Here is an 18,955-nt window from a genome sequence, read left to right as displayed (position 1 = left end):
CACTCGACGCGTCCGCTCGGTGATACACCGGGCGGACTACTACACCTCTTTCACTAGAGGCTCTTTTTAAAAAAATTAAAACAATTCCACAGGCATTATTTTGCAGTCATTCTCGCAACAGAGGACCAACGACATTTACCTTTTCCACAACAGTACACTGAACACTCCCTTTAATTACTCGATACATATATTCACTCATGGACATGTCGTGTTCATCCCACCATCCGTCCCGGGCTTGAGCAACTACTGTCCACAATTCTGGAGGTCCATCTACATACCAGTAGAACTGGCCTCCAATTTGATCCATTCCCCACTTAAGCAGTCCTGGCACGGAAGGGTAGAATTTCGGCACCTCAGGCCGAGAGCCAAGAGGCGTACCATCTGCCTTGTAAGCTTCTGAAACCTCCTCAGGTTCATCCAGGTAAACTTCTTTGAATATTTCCTCTGCTTCCATCGTTGCCTCCAGCGGATCAGCGCAACCGGGAGCCCCTCTCCTCGGGGTACCCACCGAGAAAGGGCCCAGATTTACTGCGAAGTACTCAGAATTGAGGGCCTTATAGTCCTCGGGAAGCATAGTTCCAACTCTTCTTTCCACTCCCTTCCAGTCTATTTTCTCTTTGTCTGACACAAGACTTGGCCCAGCCAGTTCGATTATTTCACGAGCAAAGCTCGTCATTCTTCTCGCCAATCCCTATCAGTAGGTGAAATCTGCGGACTTAGAGCCTCGGCAAACAGATCCACCGACAGCTCCACCATTGCGGAAATATTTATTACTGTTCAGCACACAGTATTCGAAACTGGTTCCATCCTCGGCAATCGCTGCCATGTGGATCCCCCAGGGCCTCTCCTTGTCTCCCTCATAGACTGGAGAGACAACATAGATAACCTCCTGGTCGCTCTGCAGCATTCTCCTAACTTTGCTCTCGATTTTTTTCATTGAGGAAAGATTCGTTCTAGCGTAAGTTGCCACTATGTTCTCGGGACTTCCAGGGCCAAAGAAGAGGCTCGCGATAAGATGTGCCCTGTTGTCCTGGCCATAAACATACCCCGGCGGGTCCCCCTCTGGCTCGTACCTCCCGTCCTTGCCATCAGGATTGATATCCTCTTTCCCGCAGAATCTTCCTACGGCAGTTCCCCGCTGATCATGTTTATTAATCTCGCTGAGCTCGATAAAAGAACGACATTCCCCCGAGTCGTCTACCTTTTCAAACCCAGGAATTTCATCCAGGTTTTCCAACGCATCCTCGTACTCACTGTAGTCATCGAGGTCAAAATCAACCTCCTCGACGACTTTAATATCCTTTTCGCGCTGCTTTCGGTGCTCGTCCAGCCTTTCCTGAGTCCACTCGTTCTTAATGGGAGGACGAGCCTGAGGAGTGTTGAGAATCTTCTTAAGGATGCTCCGCCTCGGATCAACGAGCGGAATAAACCTACTTCTTCCACCGCCCGAAACGAAGACGCCATAGCGGCCACCACTAAAGCCGTTCCAACTCCTGACGACAGAGCTCCCTGACGCGCTTGCATAAGCCCATGCAGAAGAAGACCCACCATGAGAAATGGGGTTCTTTGAAGTTCTGGAGAACCTAAAACTCTTGGATGGATAAGAACTGTAGCTGTATCCACCAGGCGCCACCCTGCCTCGAGAAGACCTTCTAAAGCCAGGAAACATTCTGTGCAGATCTTCCGCAGAAGGCGTCCGAATACTGATGGGACGTCTTGACGTCTGCTGGTATATACCTACGCTGTACATACTTCCAGCAAGCGCCAAACCACCGCTAATAGCAGCAACAGCTTTCGCGCTGAGGTAAACCCCTCCGATGACCAGAGGAACGAAGTGTCCACTGGGATCGGTATACAAAACTGGGTTAGCGTTGGCGTAGGTGTACCGGTTGGCTTGTACTGATGGCGTCGGCTCCAGGGTCATAGTGTCGCGGGAAGCGAACCTGCCGGTTTCGGGCTGGTACCAGCGGGCGTGCATGTTGACGTCGCCGGTATCAGGGTCCGTCCACTCGCCCTGGTAACCCAGTGACATCGCCGGTTCGGTACCGTCCGTCTCTCCAAAGGGCCCGTAGTCGGTGGCCTGGATGAGAGAACCCGTACTCGTGTAGGTCGCGGCCAAGTCCCCGTGGGTGTTGCTGTAAGCCAGTGCCGGGGCCTGGCCCTGGTCGGCGATGCTGACTAGCTGCCCGTGGGGATCACGTCCGTACTCAGCGATGGGGGTGTCGGTTCCGTCCAGGATTCCGATCGGGTTGTTTTCCAGGTCGGCGTAGACGAAGGTGTGGACCTCACCGCCCTCGGTTGTGCGTTCCGCGACTCTGCCCAGAGCGTCATAGGCGTACTCGCCTGAACCGTTCCCTGAGCTGACCATGCGTTCGAAACCGTCGAACTGCGGAGTGCGCAGCTGTCCGTCGACGAACGCAGAGCTCAGGGTCCCGTCGGGGTTGTAGGACCAGGCGTCGCCGTCGCTGGAGGAGACCAGCCGGTTGCGTTCGTCGAACTGGAAGGTTCCCGTGCCCGCTTGGGTCCGGTTGCCGGAGGCGTCCCAGGCGTAGGCGGTCTCTTCACCGTTCGGCGCGGTCCAGGAGATCAGGCGTGAGGCGTGGTCGTAGGCGTAGTGGTGGGTGCCGGTAGTGGAGGTTCCCTGTCTGGTGCGTTCGGTGAGGCGTCCGGCGTCGTCGTAGGTGTAGGTGGTGGACACGGTCGTTTCACCGGCAGCGGAGACGAGGGTGTCTTCGGTTAGTTGGGAGAGTGCGTCGTAGGCGAAGGTGCGGACCGCTCCGCCGTTGGTGGTGATGGATTCGGTGAGGCCGGCCTGGTTGTAGTCGATGCTCAGGTCGGTGCCGGTGACCGGGTCATGGTGTTCGGTGACGCGGCCGGAGGCGTCATAGGCGAAGGTGGTGGTGCCGGTCATGTCCAGGCGGTTGGTGACACGGCCTGCGGCGTCGTAGTTGGTGGTGGTGCCGGGCGCGGTGCCGGTGTAGGAGACGGTGGTGGGGCCGAGGAACTGGACCTGGTTGCCGCGGTCGTCGTAGACGATCTCGATGTGCTCGTCCGAGGTACCGATCGCGTTGGGCCGGCCGAGCAGGTCATAGCCGAAGCTGCGGTCCTGGGTTTCGACTTCGGCTCCGGCGGCACTCTCCCTGGTCAGGTTGCCGAAGGCGTTGAAGGTGCGCTCGCGCACCACTCCGCCGGGGACATGCTGTTGGACGGGATTGTTCGCGACGTCGTAGTAGGTGGTCCAGGTGCGGTCGGCCAGGTCGGGAGTGGCGTCCGTGGCGGGTTCGATGAGGTCCTGAACCTGGCCGGTGGGGGTGTAGGTGGTGTAGGTGCTGTTGCCCCGGCCGTCGGTGATGCGGGTCTGCTGCCCCAGAGCGTCGTAGCCGAAGGTGGTTGTGATGGTTTCGGTGTCGCTGACCGGCTCCACCCTCTGGGTCAGCCATCCCAGGGCGTTGAACTCCGTCTGGGTGGTGTGGCCGAGTGGATCGGTCTGGAAGATGGGCAAGCCTGCGGCGTCATAGGCGGTGGACGAGGTCCGCAGCTCCTGTCCCTCAGAGTCGAGAACGCTCTCCTGGATCTGGCGTCCGGCCAGATCGAACTCCGTCACCGTCCGGGTTCCAGCCGGATTGGTGACCGTGGTGGCCCGCCCCGCCAGGTCGTAGCCGAACGTGCTGGTCTCGCCTGTGGGGCTTGTGGCTTGGGTCAGTTCTCCGGCGGGGTTGTAGGTGTTGGTGGTGGCGTTGTCCAGGGGGTCGGCGACGGACAGGGCGTTGCCCGCCGCGTCGTAGGTGTAGCGGGTGGTGTAGGCCACCGCTGCGGGGATGCGTTCGATCTGGGTGTCGGTGACCTGGTGTCCGAGGTCGTCGTAGGTGGCTTCGGTGCGTGCTCCCAGCGGGTCGGTCACGGCGAGGAGTTCGCCGACCGGGTTGTAGGAGTAGGACCACTGCCCCGCTTCGGCGAAGCCCTCCAGTTGGGGGTCGGTGATGGTGGCCAGGTTGCCGAGCTGGTCCCAGGTGTAGGTGCGGGTGCTGCCCCGCGCATCGGTCTGGGAAATGACGCGTCCCAAGGCGTCGTATTCGGTGCTGGACTGGGGGGTCACCTGTGTTCCGCCCACTCCGGTGAAGCCGGGAGCTCGGCTGGTGGTCTGCTGTCCGACGAGGTCGTAGCCGAACACGGAGGTGTGTCCCTCGGCGTCCTGCTGGTGGGTGAGGTTGCCGACCAGGTCATAGCCGAACCGGGTCGTGGGACGGCCTGGGGCGGCGGGCTCGGCATGGTGTTCGATCTGCACCTGGGGCAGCTGTTCCTCGACCAGACGGCCGAGCACGTCGTAGCGCATCAGTGACGTGAAAGCCGAAGCCTGCGCATCCGCTTCGTTGCCCCGAGGGTCGGTGACAGCGGTGACCAGTCCGAGTTCGTTGACCTCATAGCTGGTGACCAGCTCACCGCCCTCGACCACGATGGCTTCCTCAATCACGTGCCCGCCGGCGTTGTAGGCGGAGCGCGTGCGCTCCACCCCGGAGCGCATGGAGGAGGCGTGCGAGAGCGTGTACGGGACAACCACCCGCCCGCCCGGGCTTGTGGTCGCTGTCCACGGAAACGGACAGAAGTGTGAGGGTGAGGAGGAGTCGTTGGAGCTCGCGTCCACCATGGGTGCGTGGTTCGGCCCCGCCTACCAGGTGAGGAGCGGGCCGGGGTTCTCCCTGTTCTGGGATCCGAGCCTGCTCACCCTCCAACGATGGGACAGCGGAGACAGCGTTCCTCCGGCCGCGAGGGTAGGGACGGCGGCGGGAACGACCCTGGCCGTCACCTCACACGTGCGCGCCATGGCAGACGGCCAGACCACCTTGGTGTGCACCAACGACTCCCTTCCGGAGCGAGTGGCGTTGCGACCACTGAGCACACACCTGTGGGTCACACCCGACCTCCACACCGCCGTCATACCCGACAGCACACGCCAGAGCGGTCCCATCACCTCGACGGCGTTCCTCCTCCCCCTGATGCGGGGAACTCCTTCTCCTCGGCGAACTGATCGGATCCCCGGCCGTGGCTGCGGACTCCATCGGAGCGTCCTGGGGATCGCGCACGGACCCGTATCCAGACATTCTGTGCTGTTCTACCTTCCAGCCCAAAGCGTAGGCAGGGGAGTTGTCCGGGGATGCGAAAAATCACTGGTGTTCACCGTGGTTGAGCGATCACCTAGGGCTACCGCTCTCCGGAGGGGGGAGAGAGGGAGAGACGGGTAAGCCAGTGCCCAATCCGCACGTCAGAGTACGAAAATGCTGCACGGATCGGTTCCCGCACTTCTCCGCGAAGGGGCGTGTCCGCTTGGTCGAGTGTGTGCCAGAAAACGGTGCTTAGCTGAGGATCACTCAGCCTCAGCTCGCGTGTCACCCGTGGAGTGGCCCGGGCGGTTATCCATGGCCTCCGGTCTGGCCCCGTCAACGGGACCGTTCCGAGGAGGCTGATCCCGATCTCCATGCCATGTCCGGTCACGCCAGTCCGGTACATGGGATGTACGGAGGGTTCGGGGGACGGTAGCGGCCGTTGGACCGTTCATGGTGAACGCACCATCTACGACAATCGGTGGGTGCGGTTGGGCAAGGCGGATATCACCACGCCTTCCGGGGACAGGTTCGAGCACCACACGGTTACTCTGCCTTCGGCCGCGGTGATCGCCGTCCTGGACCGGCCTGGCGAGCACGTTCTGATGAGCTACCGGCACCGGTTCGTGTCCGACGTGTGGGGGGTGGGAACTACCCGGTGGACTCTTGGACCCCGAGGAGACACCGGAGCAGACGGCCGCGTGTGAGGCTCTGGAAGAGACCGGTCATCGGGTGGGCTCGGTGGAGCATGTGGCCACGTTCGAGCCGATGATCGGCACGGTTGGCAGCCCCCACCAAGTGTTCGCCGGCCGCGAAGCTGAGCTGGTGGCGGGGCCGACCGAGTTCGACGAGGGCGTCTACGAGTGGGTGCCCCTGGCCAAGGTCCGCAGCCTGATCTCCGAGGGACGCATCTTGAGTTCAGGGACCCTCGTCGCCCTAATCCACGTCCTCGTCCTCGCCTCCTGAGGCCTTTCCTTGTGGGAGCAGTCGGGCCCGAAGATGTGGCCGCACCGGTCGAAGAGCGGGCCCGGTTTCGCGAACAGAGCGAAAACCACAACGTTCCCTTTCAAACCCTTCCTCGGGCGAAGACGACGCACAACCCAATACGTCAGATTCCCAAAGCGTGACACAGTTTTTCCGGACCTACCCCTAAACCAAAATTCTCTTGTCTGTAATTACCGAACACTCTGACGCAACCTCGTCAACAAATCACCACATACCGGCAGCCCATAGGCACCGGGAAGAGAATTCCTCAGACGACCGGCCTTGAAGTGGTTTCCTGGCCCGGAACGCGGACACCAGTCCACCGTTATCGGGACGCGCTCGCGCAACAGGCGAGCGACTCCACTTCCCGTTGGCTCCGCGCACGTCCGTCTTCTTCGAGGTGTCATGCCCTTTACAATCAGAGAGTTGCGCTCTCTCCTGGACGACCCCCGCGACAATGTGAAACTACCCTCTTCGGTGTTCGATCTCGACGGATCGTCCCGAAGCTTGGAATCCCTTCTGGGCTCCCCCGAACTACGCCTCCACACCCCCCGTGTGGACCTGGACCGGCTGTCCGTCAGCGGAGTCTCCCCGGAACGGGGCACAGTCGTACACATCGTCTTCGAGGCCGATGATCAGCACGTCACCGGGGCGAAGATCCACGCCGCTCTGGCCGAGGACGAACTCGACGAGGACCTGGCCGCGTTGGTACGCGCCGGATTCACCGAACCCAGGGTCGTCGTGGCCTCGGGTTCCTCGGTCGACGGCCATCGGGAACGGCACTCCGTCACCTTGATGTCCGAGGACGGCCTCCCCATCGAGTTGACCGCCCCGGTCGACGGTTCTGAGCCCTTCACCGCCCGAGGCCTCGATCCGGTTCCACTGCACGTCCTCGGAGTCTCACTCGGCTTCGTCGACGCCCCGGCGCTGCCGGAGGCCGCGCTGGCCCCCTCGACCACCCTGACCGCGCACCCCGGACCGGACGGCGTCGTCGTGGCCGGAACCGGCGACCTCGGTCGCACGGCGGTGGTGCACGACCGCGACGGCTCTGCCCGGCTGCTGGTGGCCGAGGGCGACGCCGACTGGCAGGTCCTGCACACCGACCGTGACCTGTCCGCGGAAGAGGTACGTGAGGCCGCGGCCCGGCTGGAGTCGGTGGACGGCGGCCCCCGGCCACCGAAGCTCGAACGGCTGAGCGAGGGCACCTGGTTGTCCGCCTCCATGGAACCGGGCGCCGCGGTCGAGACCCTGCCGTTGCGTGCCCGCGCGCGCCGTGTTCTGGACCCCGAGCAGCGTGACGGTCTGGGTCGGGCTCTGCCCAAGGACGTCCCCGAACGCCGCTCCCGAGCCTGGCTGCGGGCCAACCGCGCCCGGCGGCACGTGGTGGCCGGGATCGAGGGTTTCCTGGTGGTGGACCGAGGCGGCCGGGGTTCACGTCGACTCGGGATGTCCGGCCGTACCGTGACCCCGCTCGGTCTCAAACCCGGTTACTCCGACGGCATCGTCTCGATCGCCTACAGCAAGCCGCCCCTGAGGATCGCCGGCGCGTTGACCATGCGCGACGTCGACGACCCGGCCTACAAGCGGGTCTTCGGCGGTGCGGTCACCGTCGACGCCAAGACGCTGGCCGGTAGCGGGGCCGCGGCCTTCTTCGAACCCGAGGAGGGCACCGACCCCTCGTTCTTCGCCTACGGGGCGCTGAACTCCCGCAAGGCGATCGGGCCCCCACCCTTCCAGATTCGGGGGTTCACCGCCGGGATGGGGTGGAACAGCCGGATCCGGATGCCCGCCGACGCCGGTGAGGTACCGGGGTTCCCTTTGGTCCAGGCTCTCCAAGACCCCGGGGCGATCGGTGACACCAAGGGCGATCCGGTGCAGATCCTCAAGAACCTCACCGGTGGAGCGGCTCCGTGGATCACCCCGGCCGAGGACGAGTTGTGGATCGCCGCAGGGATGGCCTTCAGCAGCTTCGACCTGCTCAAGGGCGAGGCGGTGATGGTCCTCCAGGCCGGTTCCGACCTGGCGTTGGCGATCCTGGGGCGGGGCGGGATGTCCTTCCCCGCCGAGAGCGAACGCAAGATCGCGAACATCGAACTGGCGGTGAGCGCGGTGTTCAAGCCGCTCCAGGGCGAGCTGTCGTTGAGCTCCCAGCTCACCCCCGCCTCGTACGTGTTGGATCCCAACTGCAAGGTCAGCGGTGGCAACGCGCTCGCGGTGTGGTTCGGTGACCATCCCAACGCGGGCGACTTCGTCTACACCGTGGGCGGCTACCACAAGGACTACGAGAAGAACCTGCCCGCGCACTACCCCCGAGTGCCCCGTCTGGGACTGGAATGGGGTCTGGGGTCGCAGGTGAGCATCACCGGGCAGGCCTACTTCGCCCTCACCTCCGGGGCGGCGATGGCCGGCGGCCTGCTGGCGGTGCGTTTCCACGCGGGTCCGGTCAAGGCCTGGGCGGACGCGTGGCTGGACGCCCTGGTCAAGTGGAAGCCGTTCCATTTCGACGTGGGCATCGGCGTCTACATCGGCGTCCAGGCCAGTGTGAAGCTGCTGTTCGTCCGTGTCACCATCACGGTCGAGGTGGGCGCCGACATCCACGTGTGGGGGCCTCCCACCGGCGGCAAGGCCAAGATCAAGCTCTGGTTCGTCTCCTTCACCATCGACTTCGGCGCGAGCCGGCACAGTGGCCGGTCCACGGTGGACTGGCAGGGTTTTCGAGAGATGCTCCCGCCCCCGGAGCACACCGCGCGGATCATCGCGGGCAACGGCCTGATGTCCGAGGAGCGTGACGACATCGCTGCCCGGGACGAGCGGGGGCCGGCCTGGCAGGTCTCGGCGGCGGGGTTCACCTTCCGCACCGATTCGGCCCTGCCCGTGCGCGATCTGTACCTGGACAAGGACGCCACCGCCCCGGCGCACTCCTCGGAGGCACTGCGCATCCGTCCCATGGACGAATCCGGTCTCACCAGCGTGCACCGGGTGGAGCTGGAACGTGACGGTTCCCCCGAGCCCCTGACGGGCTGGGAGGACGGCGCTCTGCGCGGCGCCATGCCCGCCGCCCTCTACGGACCCGGATCCGGGTCCACTCTGCCCGCACCCGGAGACCAGGTGGTCCCGGACCGGCTCACCGGTGTCGAACTCACCTCGCCTCCGGTCACCCACGGCACCACCACCGGCTACATCAGCGAGAGGGCACTGGCGCACACCACTCTGGTCCCGGACGGTCCGCAACCGTTGGACCCCGAGGCCTCTCCGGACGGACCGGCTCCGGTGTACCGCCAGGGCACGGCCGCCACGATCCGCGACACGGTCGACTCGGCCACCAGGAGCGAGCGCGACGCTCTCGCCGACGCGCTGACCGGGCTGGGCTTCGATCTGGGAGACCGAGACGTCGAGCTGCCCGGCTACGCATGCGAAGCCGCCGTCGCCTTCACCCGCGAGCCGCTGCTCGTCCCCGCCGGCTGAGAACAGGACACCTCGACATGACCGAGAACCCCGTACAGACCCGCACCCGGTTCTTCGACCACCGCATCCCCTCCCTCCCCGGTGGCAAATATCAGATCACCCTCACCCAGGGCATCGAGGACCTCGATACCGGCTCGGACCTGCCCCAGACGAAGCAGCCCTTCGACGTGCGCACCCAACGGTTCGTGCTCGGCGAGGACGACGTGCGGGCCTGCTACCCGGTCCCCGACACCGTCGGCGACTACAAGCACCTGCTCCCCCACATCACCACCGAGCTGCCCGCTCTGGCCTGGGCACGAATACTGCCGGACCAGGATCGCAAGATCCCGTGGACCGCGCTGTTGGTCTTCCGGGAGGACGAACTGCCCGACGATCTCAAAGCCCTGGGGCTGGTGGAACCGTGCACCGTCCGCGGGCTCCTCGACGGAGAGCTGGAGGGCACCCCACCCGGGATCGACCCCAAGACGATCTTCGACGACGAATGGAACCTGGTCTGCGACACCGTCCGGGTCCCCGGAGACCTGTTGGCGGCGGTACTGCCCCGCGCGAAGGAGGCAGCGCTGCTCGCGCACACCCGGGAGGGCGGCCCGCCCGACGCCACCCACACCCGGAGTGGATACGAGGACGACCCGCCCCGCGAGGACGAACTGACCTCGGTGGTGGTCGCCAACCGCTTCCCGGCCCCGGAAGGCCGGCACGCCGTTCACCTGGTCTCTCTGGAAGGCTGGGAGCCCTACCTGGACGGCACCGCCCCGGAGGGCGACGTCCGGCTGGTGTCGTTGTGGTCGTGGTCCTTCGAAGCGGAGGACCGCACCACCCTCGGGTTCGGGGACGTGGTCAACAACCTGGCCACCGAGGGGCTGCCCGAGGGTGAACAGCCCGATCTGCTGCTGCGGTCGCGGGTACCGGACGGTTCCGGGGCCACGGCCGCCGAACGCACCGCCCGTGAGTACGTGGCCAACGGCTACACCCCGCTCCCCCAGCGTCTGGAATCGGGGGAGGCCGGCTACGCCTTCTACCGGGGACCGCTGACCGCGGCCCCCGCTCGACCACTGCCCGACGATCTGCCGCCCCGATTCGACTCGGCCGGCTCCGCGCTGATCTACCTGGCCGAGTACGGGATCTTCGACTCCACCTACGCCGCCGCCTTCACCCTGGGCCGCACCCTGGCGCTGGCCGACGCCGAGTTCCGCCGCCACCTGCTCGCCTACCGGGCCGCGGCCCGCTCGGCCACCCGCCGTTTGGCCGCCCTACCCGAAGCGGGGGACCTCTCGGTGGCCGACACCACCGCTCTGCTGAGGTCGGGCGGGGCACGGCGCTCCTTCGACCGGCTATTGACCGCCGGTGGTGGACGCGAGATGGCCGCGGCGCTCAGCGGCGCCGGTCCGGCACTGCTCTCGGGCCGAAAGCGCATCCGTACCCGGAGCACCGCGCCGCTACGGGCCCGTACGGCCGACCTGCGGGCTATGGTCGCCGGTGGCCGGACCCGTGCGGCGTTGACCTCCGTACTGTCGGAGGAGTTGGAGCCGGTCACCGCCTGGTTGGACCGACTGCGGCTACTGGAACAGGTGCCCTTCGACCACGTGGTCCCCACCTTCGACGACCGCGACGACGAAGGGGCCCTGCCGCCCGAAAGCGTCCGCTTCGCCTACATCGATCCCGGTTGGGTGCGGGCCGCCGTGGACGGGGCGCTCAGCGTCGGTGTCGGCCACGTCCTGGACTCCGCGCTCAACGAGTTGGCGGCGGAGGGAGCCGTCACGGCCGCGTCGGCGGTGCTGGTCCGCTCCGAACTGGTGCCGAACTGGCCCGACACCCTCTACACCGCTCATCGTGACGGCGAGGAGGTCCGCGAGGCGCGCCGGGCACGGGTGGGTGAGGACATCGTGCTGCTCCTGTACCCCGAGGTGGTGGACGCCTTCGCCATCACCGAACCGCCGCAGGGTCTGCACTTCGGGGTCAGTAGCCGCGGTCAGCTCGCGTTGCGCAACCTGGACCCGAACGAGGGGGAAGTGGGCACCGAACTCGGTCCGTTCCCGCAGGAGACGCACGCCTTCGACCGCTTCCTGCGCAACCCCTCCGACGCCGCGCTCGGCGCCGACGTCATCGCCGTCACCGAGGGCGGCGACCCGTTGGCGCCCGCCATGGCCGAGGCCGTCGGCGCAGGCGCCCTGACCCCGGCGCAGTTCGCCCTCCAGATGGTCAACGCACCCGAGATCCAGCGCTTCTCCCGCCCACAGAACTAGGAAGACACCCCATGACCACAACGAGCTTCCCGGCGTCCGACACCCTGGTGGTGCCCGTCGAGGTGGCGGCGCTGGCGGTCAACGAGACCGTGCGCGACACCAGCGTCGTCTACCGGGCCGCCGCCAACTACTACCCCGTGCTCAACGGTGAGCGCGGAGCCGACCCCGACCCGTTCTCCAACGACACCCAGTGGTGGCAGAACGACGACGTGCCCGGCGTCTACCTCCAGTGGCAGTTGCCCGAGGCGCTCGCCCGGGGCCGCCAGACCCCCGACGGGGAGATCGGCGACTTCCCCCTGGTGCCCAACCGGTGGCTGGTGACCCGCTACCGTTCAGGCTCCCGCGAGGTACGGACCTGGATGGTGCACAGCGACTTCGTGGACGCGTGGGAGGGCACCGTCTCCTTCGTCGACCCCCATAGCGCACGCCCCGAGGCCACCAAGATCGGCCGCAAGGTGGAGTTGACCAAGGGCTCCCCTTGGAAAGAACCCGACGACCAAGGCGAACCCTTCCTCACCGCCGTCGGCCCGGGCCTGCTCGCCTTCTCCGTCTACCAGCCCTTCAACGAGAACGTCTTCTCCATCCACGACCCACTGGAGGACGTCGAGGGCGAGGAGCGACTGAGCTACTTCGTGGCCGGATGGTACGCCGACTCCGACAGCGACGTCCTCTCCGACGACGTCGACTACGCCGATCTGTTGGAGAGCCTGGAGTGGAGGGCCCCCTCGGGTTCCGGACAGCGGCGCCGGTCGCTCTACACCGGCACCGTCCTGGGGATCGGTTGGAAACCCACCGGGATGATCGACGACCCCATCCCCGATCGGCGCGACGTGGCCGTGGCAGTGGGCAACAGCACCGCCGAGGCCCAAGGTGCGATGCAACTCCAGGCCTCCGGGGCGATGAGCGAACAGGACGCCGACCTGTTCCGCGCCTTCCTCCTGGACACCCTGGACGAAATGGATCGCCCCGAGGGACGGACCCTGCTGGATCGGGCCGCCCACCGCTCCGGCTTCGGACGTGGACCCGGCGGCTACACCTGGCAGATCGTCGACCGAGGCGACCCCTCCGCGCTGCCGCCCGAACCGGCCGCCGTCCGCGAACAGCGTTTGCGCACCGAACACTCCCTGGTGGGCGAGCTCAACCGGCTCCAGGCCGAGCACGACCGGATCGAACGTGACCTGGCTGCCGCGCGCGAGCGTCTCTACCACCTGTGGTTCATGGAGCGGATGCCCACCTACGAGGACAAGCCCCGCGAGTTCACCGACGAGATCGCCGCCCAACTGGATCCGGACAACCCCGACGGGGCCGCGGGCACCGTGCGTCGACTGGCCACCGAGCTCGCCCGTATGCGTCGTGAGGACCTGCCCTGGGGCAGGGAGGACGAGGACCTGGAGACGGAGGCGCGCTCCTACGCGCAGGAACACGGGATCACCGGTACCCGGGTCCTGATGCGCGTGCCCGACACGGGCTTCGACCACTCCGCCGACCCGGTCGTCCTGCTCCAAGGGGCACGACTGCACGCCCCGCTCTCCAGGGAGGGGTTCCTGCCCTGCCGCACCCCCGACCAGGCCATCACCAAGGTCACCGATGGCGGGAACAGCGTCGACGTGCCCGGCGTGCGTCAGGAGATGGATCGACTGGAGCTGACCGGGCTTCCCACCGCTCTGGAGTCGCTGGCCGCCGAATTCCTCGTGCTCGAACGCGCCCGTGCCCAGAGCCTGGGCCTGGACGACCACGAGGGCACCCTGCCCGAGTACGGCACCGACGACTGGGAGCAGGCCTGGCAACCACTGTCCCTGCACTGGAGCCTGCGCTACTACCACACCCCCTTCCAGGAGGAGGGGACGGACCGATGGACCTTCGACGGGGTCCGCTACCGCTGGAAGGGCGGTGAGCGCGAGGAGGGCTTCAGGGAGATCGCCGGCAAGCAGTACCTGATGCCCAGCGCCGGCGCCGACCTCGACGGCAGGCTCGCCGCCTACACCCGTTACCGCGACGACCTCGACCCGGCGTCGATTCGGGCCCTGCGTCAGGAGGCCGGAGAGCTCGATCTGCTCTCCCAACGCCTGGACGGTTTCTCCACCCGACTGGCCCAGCGCCTGGCCGGAGGCCACGTCTCCCCCACCGGCGAGATCGCCGAACTGATCGGCGACGGCCAGCGCCTGGCCCCCGACCCGGGGAAGCTCCCCGGACGGTTCGACCCCTGGCCCGAATCGGAGTTCGTCGATCTGCGCGCCGGACAGATCCTGTTCTCCAGCCTGACCATCGTGGACCGGTTCGGCCGAGCGGTGCGCCTGGTGCCCGAGGACGACCCTGCCCATTTCGCGCTGGACGCCGTCCCCGATTCGATGGTGCCCGACCATCCGGTGGGCGACTTTGGCGCGGACCGGTACGTGGAGTTGGGCCCCCGGCTGCTCCAGCCGGCCCGGCTCTCCTTCGAACCGCTCGTCTCCGATGGTGAGGAGCCGACCGCCTTCGATCCCGCCGCCAACCCAGTGTGCGGATGGCTACTGCACAACCGACTGGACGCCTCTTTGGCCTGCTACCACCCGGCTGGGAACGCCTTGGGGGAACTGCGCACGGTCATGGACCCCGATAGCGGGGAACAGGTGGTCGCCTGGCGGAGGCTGCCCGGCTCGGACCTGCACACCCTCGACGAACTGCGTGAAGACCACCCCCATCTGTACGAGGTACTCGAACCGGTACGGCGCAAGGGCCCGGACACACTGGCCGCACTGCTGGACACCGTGGACGAGGCGGTGGCCGGGATCGACCCCGGGGGCGCCGACCCGGCCGGGGCCGCCTTCTTCCTCGGCCGCCCCTTGGCCCTAGTCCGCGCCCGCCTGGACATGCGGCTGGAGGGGCCGGCCCGAGCCGACCTCGGTTGGCGTGAGGCCATCGACCCGCCCGCCCCCGCCACCACCGGTTACCGGTGGGCCGTGCGCCTGGGCGAGGCCGCCCAGACCGACGACGGCCTGGTGGGATACGTGCTCAACCGCGACTACGAGCACCTGGAGACGGTGGTCGCCCCCCAAGGACCCGACACCGACTACCTGCGCCCCATCGGCAACGGCGAACGCCTCAGGCTCCGCCTGGACCCCGACGACACGGCCGAGGTGATGCTGCTCATCGACCCCCGCGCCCCCGTACACGCGGTCACCGATGTGCTGCCCGTAGGGAGGCTGGAGATCCCCCGACGGTTCGTGGACCCGGTGTTGGAGCACATGTCGGTGTCCTTCCGGACCGGCCCGCTCCTGGCCGCCACCGTCGAACGGGAGGTGAACGGTTCCCCGGTGGCGGCGGTGTCGATGCCGCGCCCTTCGACCGTCACCGGTGCCTGGTCGTGGACCGAACCGGTCGGTGAGGGTTGGGAGGAATACCCGATCGAGGCGGCCGACCCCACACGCCCGCCCGCGGCCAAGCCGCACCTTCGCTCCGGGTTCCTGGTCCTGGACGACGCCGTCGCCGCGCAACGCCCGAACAGCTGACTCTCTCTCGACAACGGACAAGGACACAGCGTATGCCCATCATCGCGACCCAGAGCAGCGGCCCGGAGAACATGGCCGCCTTGGAGTACACGCTCTACACGACCCCGTACCCGATCCGGGTCTCCCCCAAGGGCGCCGAGGAGGGCGGTGAGCTGGACCCCGAGCGCGCGCAGTTGGTGTTCGTGGCCTCCAACAACAGCCGCGACCCGGTGCGGTTGAGGAAGTTGACCGTGGAGATCCCCACCGGGGACCTGGCCGCCCAACTGGCGTTGAGCCTGGAGCGGGTGGAGTCCACCATCAGCCTCAACGGGTGGACCGCCTCCCGGAGCGGTGAGCGGATCGAGTTCACCACCACCGCCCCCTACACCGAGATCGCACCCGGCCAGGGGCTCACCTTCCAGATCGCCGAGATCCCGGTCAACCACGAGGTCGGCGCGGTGGAGCTGCGCATCACCGAGGGTTATGAGGGCACGGGGCAGGGGAACCTCAGCATCATCACCGGCAAGTTCCCGCAGGACTTCTATCTCGACGGTTTCGCCGCCAACGTCTACGAGATCGACAACGGTGGGAAGGTCGTCCTGACCTGGAAGCGGTCGGAAGGGGTCACCACCACCCTGTTGTACGGGGGCAAGCCGCCCGAGGACGTCACTCAGCTCGAACGCAAGGAGATCAAGGACGTCAAGCAGACCACGACGTTCTATCTCATAGGCAAGGTCGGTGACGTGGAGATCATGAGGTCGGTGATGGTCACCGTCCTCAAGCCGGACATGGTGGTCAAGAACCTCACTGTCGAAGGTGCGTTGAAGGCCGAGGGCGGCGCGACCGTCTACGACGACTTCAAGGTCACCAAGGGCACCGACAGGGAGCAGGACCGTGCCCTGTGGATCGATGGCAAGACCATGGACGTCCGATCCAAGCTCCGCACGCTGACCTCCTCCAGCTACACCGACAGCGGCAAGGTGGAGGTGGCCGCAGAGTTGACCGCAAAGGGAGGCGCGGTCGTCCGTGAAGAGTTCAAGGTCACCAAGGGCAGTGACTCGGCGAGCAACCACATGTTCTGGGTGGACACCTCCAACGCCCAGTTCAGGGTCGAAACCCAACTCCTGAAGAGCAGCGCCTACAGCAACAGTGGAAAGCTGGAAGTCGCTGGACCCGCGAAGATCACCGGGGACGTGGAGGTCGAGGGTACGGCGACGGTGGAGAAAACCATCACCGCTAAGCAGGGCGCGACCGTCTACGACGATTTCAAGGTCACCAGTGGAGGCGATCGGTCGCGAGACCGTATCCTGCACGCCGACAAAGACACCGTGGATATTCGAAACAAGCTGCGTCTCTTGACCGACAGCGTTTACAACGACGGCGGAAAGCTGGAGATCGGTATCAACGCCACGGTGAGTGGAAAAAGCGTGATCTGCTCCAATAACTCCATTCGAATCTATAACAGGGAATACGGCGGACACCTCAACTGCACGTCCAAGTTCGGGGGCGATCACAACGGCAACGGACGTGAGGCCTACTGGCTTTTGGACAAATACTCCGACGCGTACAGCGGGCTGAGGATAACGAAGGAATAAGGCCCCCACCGCCCCTCGGTCCGCTGGGCGACAGCGGACCTGGGGGCGCGCCTACTTCCCTTGGCCGATGGCGTTGCCGTCGGACCAATGGTCCGCGTGACACCCCGCCTGCCCGTCAGAACCGCGGTGAGGGACCGGGCTCCACTGGCGCCGGGCCTCGAACCCGCATTCGGAGGCTCCTGTGGATGCTGCGAACTTGCGCAGTTCCTGGAGGATCGGAATGGAGTCGATCTTCTCCTCCTCCAAGTCCTCCCAGATGATCCCAGTGGGCCGGCGACGGGGCGGACAGGTGATGATCCCCTCAGGGGTGACGATCAGGTCCACGCTCACGTCGTGCCCGGTCTCCGGGATGGGTTCGTCCAAGACCTGGAGGGTGTGGACGGTGGTGACGATGAGGGTGTGCTCGTGCACGAGTCCGGCATGGGCCAGGAGGCCCATCTCGATGTCGGAGTACCCCGCACCCTTGCCGATGCGGACGCCTTGGTGATTGACGGCGACGCTGCCGCAGACGATGACGTCCACCGGCTGCATCCTCTCCGGGCGGGTGCGCGGTGCGTGTTCAGCCGCTCCTGCGCCGGTGACAGCGAGATGGGTCGGCACGGTGAGGGCGTGGGGGTCGAGGAGGTAGAAGGGGTCGGTGCCGGCGATCTTCGGCACCGCCATGTATACCAGCTTGCCGTCCTGCACGGCAGCGAGACGGACCTCGGTCTGGGCTTTGTCGGGGTTGGCCTTGACGACCTGGGCACTCTGCCAACGCGGGTGCGCGGCCAGGTGTTCGGCTGCCCGATCGGCTCCGTGGAAGTTCGGGATCTTCCCTCTCACGGGGCCGGTACGGCCAGCATGTGCTGTGTCCAGGCGGTCCCATACCTTCTGGCGCAGACGGTTCTTGGCCTCGGTGGTCTGGTCGGTGGTCATGAGTTCCTATCGGGTCAGCAGGTCGATGAACCGGTCCTGGACGTTGACGACGGCAGGAACAGTACGCCAGGGAGCGAGCTCTCGGACAACCGAGGCGATCAGCGGTGTCGCTCCGCCCGCGTGCGTGGTGCAGGAGAGATCCATAGCGTGGTGGAGCACAGTGGTGGCGCCTTCGACCTCGCGTTGACGGACGTGTGTCAAGGAGAGGTTGGCCAGCGCGATCCCACGCGTCTTCGGGCGATCCCTAAGCACGTGCACCGCCTGTTCAAGGGCGGATTGGGCACGCGACGGTTGGTCGAGTTCCAGGTATACCGATCCGGCGATGCGTAGACGGCGCCCTTCCCAGGTACCGGAATCAAGGTCGGGGGCTTCTCGGGCCAGCGCATCAGCGTGGTCAAGGTGTTGCTCGGCGTCGTGGTGGTCGCGGAGACGGGCGTGGGCCTCGCCAACGTGCAAGGCCGCCAAGGCTCGCAGTTCCCGGTCCTCATGTGCGGTGATCATGGCTCGGCGTGCTGTGGCGAGTGCGAGTTGCGGGTCCCCTGCGGGGCTGTAGAGGGGGATGAAGGAGCGGCGCAGAAGAGCGTGGGCGAGAACGTCGTGGTCTCCGATGGCCTGGGCTATGACGGCAGCTTCGTCCAAGTGTCCCGCGGCGCTATGGACGTCACGTCGTTGTGAAGCGTCCCAGAGCACTTGCCCCATAAGCAGATTAGAGCGCGCACGCAATCTTTGAGCTTCATACTCTGCGGACATGATTTGAGAAAGCTGACCATGTAGTGGTCCGATCTGCGCGAGCACCGTCGTGGAGGGGACGGTGGTGTAGGCCTTCTCAAGCCTCTCCAAGGCGTGAGCGAACTCCTCCATATCGAAGACGTCTCGGTGAGCGGACCACGGAGTCATGGAGGTCTCGCCCACCCGTTGAAGCCGAGGTTCCTTGGGAACTTCCTGAGCCTGTTGGCAGAAGAGGCTGAGTCCTTCGAGTGCGGTGTTGATCTTGTCGAGGTTCTTCAGGACGGTCTTGCCGGAGACGATGTCGGAGAGCGTGGACTGGGCCAGTCCGGTGAGCTTCACCAGGGCCGTCAGGGAAAGGTCGGTGTTCCACCGCACCAAGCGGATGACGGTGGAGGCGTCCCGTTCTTCCCACGCCTGCCGCATCTCGGGCAAATCCCACACCTCAGGCGGGATACACT

8 protein-coding genes and 1 pseudogene are annotated in these 18,955 nt (G+C 65.7%); 5 read left to right on the top strand and 4 right to left on the bottom strand.

The annotated features are described in order from the left end of the window. Window positions 1–106: 106 nt before the first annotated feature. Both ACSIH6_RS22390 and ACSIH6_RS22385 read right to left on the bottom strand, forming a co-directional pair. Window positions 107–676 carry a hypothetical protein gene (locus ACSIH6_RS22390; protein WP_435110274.1) on the bottom strand — a complete coding sequence of 190 codons (570 nt, stop codon included), beginning with the start codon at window positions 674–676 and terminating at the stop codon, window positions 107–109. A gap of 18 nt (window positions 677–694) precedes the next feature. Then, window positions 695–4,522: an RHS repeat-associated core domain-containing protein gene (locus ACSIH6_RS22385; RefSeq protein WP_435110273.1), complete on the bottom strand. Its 3,828-nt coding sequence runs from the start codon at window positions 4,520–4,522 to the stop codon at window positions 695–697. A gap of 981 nt (window positions 4,523–5,503) precedes the next feature. On the opposite strand from ACSIH6_RS22385, the pseudogene ACSIH6_RS22380 reads away from it, so the two are divergent. From ACSIH6_RS22380 to ACSIH6_RS22360, 5 genes and pseudogenes are all read left to right on the top strand, one after another. Continuing rightward, window positions 5,504–6,065: pseudogene (locus ACSIH6_RS22380) on the top strand (NUDIX hydrolase). Window positions 6,066–6,590: 525 nt separating this feature from the next. Beyond that, a complete protein-coding gene (locus ACSIH6_RS22375) occupies window positions 6,591–9,548 on the top strand; it encodes a DUF6603 domain-containing protein (RefSeq protein ID WP_435110272.1) in 2,958 nt (985 codons plus the stop codon). 17 nt (window positions 9,549–9,565) lie between these two features. Further along, window positions 9,566–11,791, top strand: a complete 2,226-nt coding sequence (locus ACSIH6_RS22370) for a hypothetical protein (protein WP_435110271.1) — start codon at window positions 9,566–9,568, stop codon at window positions 11,789–11,791. An 11-nt stretch (window positions 11,792–11,802) separates the two neighbouring features. Further along, the gene (locus ACSIH6_RS22365; RefSeq protein ID WP_435110270.1) at window positions 11,803–15,279 is read left to right on the top strand and encodes a hypothetical protein; all 3,477 of its coding nucleotides are present in this window, start codon (window positions 11,803–11,805) and stop codon (window positions 15,277–15,279) included. Between the two features lie 32 nt (window positions 15,280–15,311). Beyond that, a complete protein-coding gene (locus tag ACSIH6_RS22360; RefSeq protein WP_435110269.1) occupies window positions 15,312–16,853 on the top strand; it encodes a hypothetical protein in 1,542 nt (513 codons plus the stop codon). 51 nt (window positions 16,854–16,904) lie between these two features. On the opposite strand, the gene ACSIH6_RS22355 is transcribed toward ACSIH6_RS22360, so the two are convergent. Beyond that, window positions 16,905–17,768, bottom strand: a complete 864-nt coding sequence (locus ACSIH6_RS22355; RefSeq protein WP_435110268.1) for a 5-formyltetrahydrofolate cyclo-ligase — start codon at window positions 17,766–17,768, stop codon at window positions 16,905–16,907. A gap of 6 nt (window positions 17,769–17,774) precedes the next feature. Further along, window positions 17,775–18,955 (bottom strand): NsdA family TPR-like regulatory protein (locus ACSIH6_RS22350; protein WP_435110267.1); only part of this gene is annotated, 1,181 nt, incomplete at its 5' end.

It is taken from the genome of Nocardiopsis synnemataformans, assembly GCF_965343085.1.
Classification (GTDB): Bacteria; Actinomycetota; Actinomycetes; order Streptosporangiales; family Streptosporangiaceae; genus Nocardiopsis; species Nocardiopsis alborubida.
This window is presented reverse-complemented; position numbering and strand designations above follow the sequence as displayed.